The following is a 4,466-nucleotide window of genomic DNA, read 5'->3' as shown; positions in this document are numbered from 1 at the left end:
GACGCGGCGGTGCCGGCGCGCTCGGTCGTCACGCTGCGGCTGCCGGGTGGGCCGGACCAGCCGGCCGAATTCAGCTACCAGGACCTCGATCCACCGCACGCTCGCGCGAACAACCGGCTGGTGATCGACGCCGCCACCGGCGCCGTGGCGCGGCACGAACGCTTCGACGACAAGCCCACGGGCCAGCGGCTGATGGCGAGCATCTTCCCGCTCCACAGCGGCGAGTACTTCGGCCTCGCCGGGATGCTGCTGTTCATGCTGGCCAGCCTGCTGATGCCGCTGTTCACGATCAGCGGCTGGATGCTGTACCTGGATCGGCGCCGCAAGCAGGCCGCGCTGCGGGCGGTGGCCGCGACCGCCGGAACGCTTGGCCCGGTCGCCGCGCGGACGAACGACGCGGCGCCCGTGCTCGTCGCCCACGCCAGCCAGACCGGCACCGCCGAGCGCCTGGCCTGGCAGACCGCGGCCAGCCTGCGCGCCGGCGGCGTCGACGCGCGCGTGCTGCCGCTGGCCTCGCTGGGGCCGGACGCGCTGGCGTCGGCGTCGCGACTGCTGGTGGTGGCCAGCACCTTCGGTGAGGGCGAACCGCCCGACGCGCTGCGCCCCTACGCGCGGCGCGTGCTCACCCGCGACCTCGACCTGGCGGGCCTGCAGTACGCCGTGCTTGCGCTCGGCGATCGCAGCTACGGCGACTTCTGCGCCTTCGGCCACGCGGTCGATCGCTGGCTGCATCGCCAGGGCGCCGGGCCGCTGTTCGACCTGGTGGAAGTCGATGATGGCGACGCCGGTGCGCTGCGCCGCTGGCAGCACCACCTGGCGGTGCTCGCCGGCTCGACCGCGCTGCCCGACTGGCGCGCGCCGGCCTACCGCGATGCCACGCTGCTGGCGCGCACGCACCTCAATCCCGGCAGCCCGGGCGGGCCGGTGTTCCTGGTGTCGCTGCAGCCCGACGCGGCCGAGACCTGGCAGGCCGGCGACATCGCCGAGATCGGCCCGCGCCAGGCCGAAGCCGAGGTCGCGCGCTGGCTGGCGGCCAGTGGCCACGCCGCCTCCGATCCGGTGCGATGGCAGGGCGCGAACATGACCCTGGGCGCGGCGCTCGCCGCCGCGACGCTGCCGGCAGTCGCGCCGCTGGCCGGGCATTCCGCGCAGGCGGTTGCCGACGCGATGGTGCCGCTGCCGCATCGCGAATATTCCATCGCGTCGCTGCCGGGCGACGGTCGGCTGGAGCTGCTGGTGCGCCAGGTGACGCGCGCCGATGGCCGGCCGGGCCTGGGCTCGGGCTGGCTGACCGTGGGCGCCCCCGTGGGTGGACCGGTCGCGCTACGCGTGCGCGCCAACCCCAACTTCCGCCCGCCCGCCGACGATCGGCCGCTGGTGCTGGTGGGCAATGGCACCGGCCTGGCCGGCCTGCACGCCCTGCTGCGCGCGCGCATCGTCGCCGGGCACCGCCGCAACTGGCTGCTGTTCGGCGAGCGCACCGCGGCGCATGACTTCCACTTCCGCGACCGGCTCGCCGCCGCCCAGGCCGGTGGCTTCCTGCCGCACCTGGACCTGGCGTTCTCGCGCGATGGCCACGGGCGCCCCTACGTCCAGGATCGCCTGCGCGAACAGGCCGACCGACTGCGGGCCTGGGTGGCCGACGGTGCCGCGATCCACGTGTGCGGCAGCCTCGAAGGCATGGCGCCGGGCGTCGAGGCGGCGCTGGTCGACGTGCTCGGGGCGCCGGCGCTGGACGCGCTGACGGCCGAGGGCCGCTACCGCCGCGACGTGTACTGACCCGACGCGGGCCGGAACGAAAACGCCGGGCGATGCCCGGCGTCTCGTGCCGCGCGCTGCCTGCGGATCAGCCCGCGGAAAGCTGCTCCACCGCCGCCACCTTCGCGAAGCGGTCGGCGATCAGCTTCAGCAGCGCCAGGCGGTTGTCGCGCACCGCGGCGTCGTCGGCCATCACCATCACCCGCTCGAAGAAGTTGTCGACGGGGCCCTGCAGCTCGGCCAGGCGCTTGAGCGTGCCGACGTAATCGCGCTGCGCCAGCATCGGATCGGTGTCGGCCAGGGCCGCGGCCAGCGCGGCGTGCAGGGTCTGCTCGGCGGGTTCGGCCAGGCGCGCCGGGTCCACGGCGTCCGGGATCGGCGTCTCGACCTTGCGCAGGATGTTGCGGATGCGCTTGTTGGCCGCGGCCAGCGAGCTGGCCTCGCGCAGGCGCGCGAAGCCGGCGATGGCCTTGAGCCGCTTGTCGAAATCGAGCAGCGACGCCGGCCGCACCTCGGCCACCGCGTCGAACTGCGTTCCCGGCACGCCCTGGTCGGCGTAGTAGCCGCGCAGGCGGTCGACGACGAAGTCCTGCAGCTCCGCGGCGTCGACCGACTTGCCCGCCGGCAGCGCAGCGGTCGCGTTCGCCACCAGCGCATCGAAGTCGAGCTCCAGCTCGCCCTCGATGATCGTGCGTGCCAGGCCCAGTGCGTTTCGGCGCAGCGCGAACGGATCCTTGTTGCCGGTCGGCTTCAGGCCGGCGGCGAAACCCCCGGCCAGCGTGTCCAGGCGCTCGGCGACGGCCAGCACGCGGCCCAGCGGCGAGTAGGCGATGGCGTCGCCGGCGAAGCGCGGCTGGTAGGCCTCGTCGATGGCCTTGGCCACGGCCTCGGACTCGCCGGCGGCGGTGGCGTAGTAGCGGCCGGCGATGCCCTGCAGCTCCGGGAACTCGCCCACCATGCGGCTTTGCAGGTCGGCCTTGGCCAGCGCCGCGGCGCGCCGGGCGGCGGCTTCGTCCATGCCCAGCGCCTTGGCCAGCGCGCCCGCCAGCGCGGCGACGCGCGCGGTCTTGTCGGCCAGGCTGCCCAGCTTCTGCTGGTAGGTCACGCTGGCCAGTCCCTCGGCCATCGCGGCCAGGCCCTGCTTGAGGTCTTCGTCGAAGAAGAACTGCGCATCGGCGAAGCGCGGCCGGATCACCCGCTCGTAGCCCTTGCGGATCTCGGACGGGTCCTTGCTGTCGATGTTGGCGATGCCGATGAACTTCTCGCTGAGCTTGCCGTCGGCGTCCAGCACCGGGAAGAACTTCTGGTTCGACTCCATGGTCGAGACCAGCGCCTCCTGCGGCACCCGCAGGAACCCTGGCTCGAAGCTGCACAGGACGGCCTGGGGCCATTCGACCAGGCAGCTCACTTCCTCGAGCAGCTCGGCCGGCACCCGGGCCTGGCCACCGGCCTCACGCGCGGCGGCGGCGATCTCGGCGCGCACGCGCTCGCGGCGCTCGCGCGGGTCGGCCAGCACGTAGGCCTCGCGCAGCGCCTGCAGGTATTCGCCGGCGTCGTTGAGCCACACGCCCTTGCCGTGGTGGAAGCGGTGGCCGCGGCTCATGCGGTCGGCCTTCAGGCCCAGCACCTCGCCGGGCGCGACGTCGCGGCCCAGCAGGATGACCAGCCAGTGCACCGGCCGCACGAAGGCGATCTCGCGGCTGCCCCAGCGCATCGGCTTCGGGATCGGCAGGCCCTTGAGCGCCTCGGCGGTGATCTCGGCCAGCAGGTCGCGGGTGGCGGCGCCGGTACGCGAGCTGCGGGCGACGAAGCGCATGCCCTTGGCGTCGGTGACCCGGTCGAGCTTCTCCCAGGCGATGCCGTTCTTCTGCGCGAAGCCGAGCAGGGCCGGCGTCGGCTGGCCGTCGGCGTCCAGGCCGATGTTCAGGTACGGGCCCAGCACTTCGCTGTGCTGCTGCGGCTGCTGCACGGCCACGGCCGGCAGGAACACGGCCAGGCGGCGCGGCGAATACAGCGGGCCGGCGCGCAGCTCACTGGCATCGGCGCGCACGTCGATGCGGCGCGCGGCCAGGCCCTTGAGCACGCCGTCGTGGAAGGCCTGGGCCAGCTCGGGCAGGGCCTTGGGCGGCAGCTCCTCGGTGCCCAGTTCGATCAACAGCGGCAGATGGTCAGCCATTCGCGGCCTCCGTGGTCTTGAGGCCCGGGAAGCCAAGCTTCTCGCGCTGGGCATAGTAGGCTTCGGCGCAGGCACGCGACAGCGTGCGCACGCGCAGGATGTAGCGCTGGCGCTCGGTCACCGAGATCGCGCGCCGGGCATCGAGCAGGTTGAACGAATGGCTGGCCTTGCAGACCTGCTCATAGGCCGGCAGCGGCAGGCCGAGCCCGACCAGCTTCAGCGCTTCCTGCTCGCAGGCGTCGAAGCGGTGGAAGAGTTCGGCGACGTCGGCGTGCTCGAAGTTGTAGGTGCTCTGCTCGACCTCGTTCTGGTGGTAGACGTCGCCGTAGGTGACCACGCCCTGCGGGCCGACCGTCCACACCAGGTCGTAGACGTTGTCCACGTTCTGCAGGTACATGCACAGGCGCTCGAGGCCGTAGGTGATCTCGCCGGTCACCGGCCGGCACTCCAGCCCGCCGGCTTGCTGGAAGTAGGTGAACTGGGTGATCTCCATGCCGTTCAACCACACTTCCCAGCCCAGGCCCCAGGCGCC

3 protein-coding genes are annotated in these 4,466 nt (G+C 73.1%); 1 reads left to right on the top strand and 2 read right to left on the bottom strand.

All coding sequences use genetic code 11. The annotated features are described in order from the left end of the window. Nucleotides 1-1,779, top strand: a 1,779-nt coding sequence (locus tag VFQ84_RS04110) for a sulfite reductase flavoprotein subunit alpha (protein ID WP_325129494.1), incomplete at its 5' end; no start/stop codon positions are given. A 67-nt stretch (nt 1,780-1,846) separates the two neighbouring features. Here the strand turns inward: VFQ84_RS04110 and glyS are convergent. Both glyS and VFQ84_RS04100 read right to left on the bottom strand, forming a co-directional pair. After that, complete coding sequence (gene glyS / locus VFQ84_RS04105) at nt 1,847-3,934, bottom strand: glycine--tRNA ligase subunit beta (protein ID WP_325129492.1); 2,088 nt, start codon at nt 3,932-3,934, stop codon at nt 1,847-1,849. After that, the coding region (locus VFQ84_RS04100; protein WP_325129490.1) for a glycine--tRNA ligase subunit alpha at nt 3,927-4,466 on the bottom strand (540 nt) is incomplete at its 5' end. The genes glyS and VFQ84_RS04100, both read right to left, overlap by 8 nt.

The organism is Arenimonas sp. (genome assembly GCF_035721105.1).
Taxonomy (GTDB): domain Bacteria; phylum Pseudomonadota; class Gammaproteobacteria; order Xanthomonadales; family Xanthomonadaceae; genus Arenimonas.
Note: the sequence above shows the minus strand (reverse complement) of the source record. Positions and strands in the feature narration are given on the sequence as shown.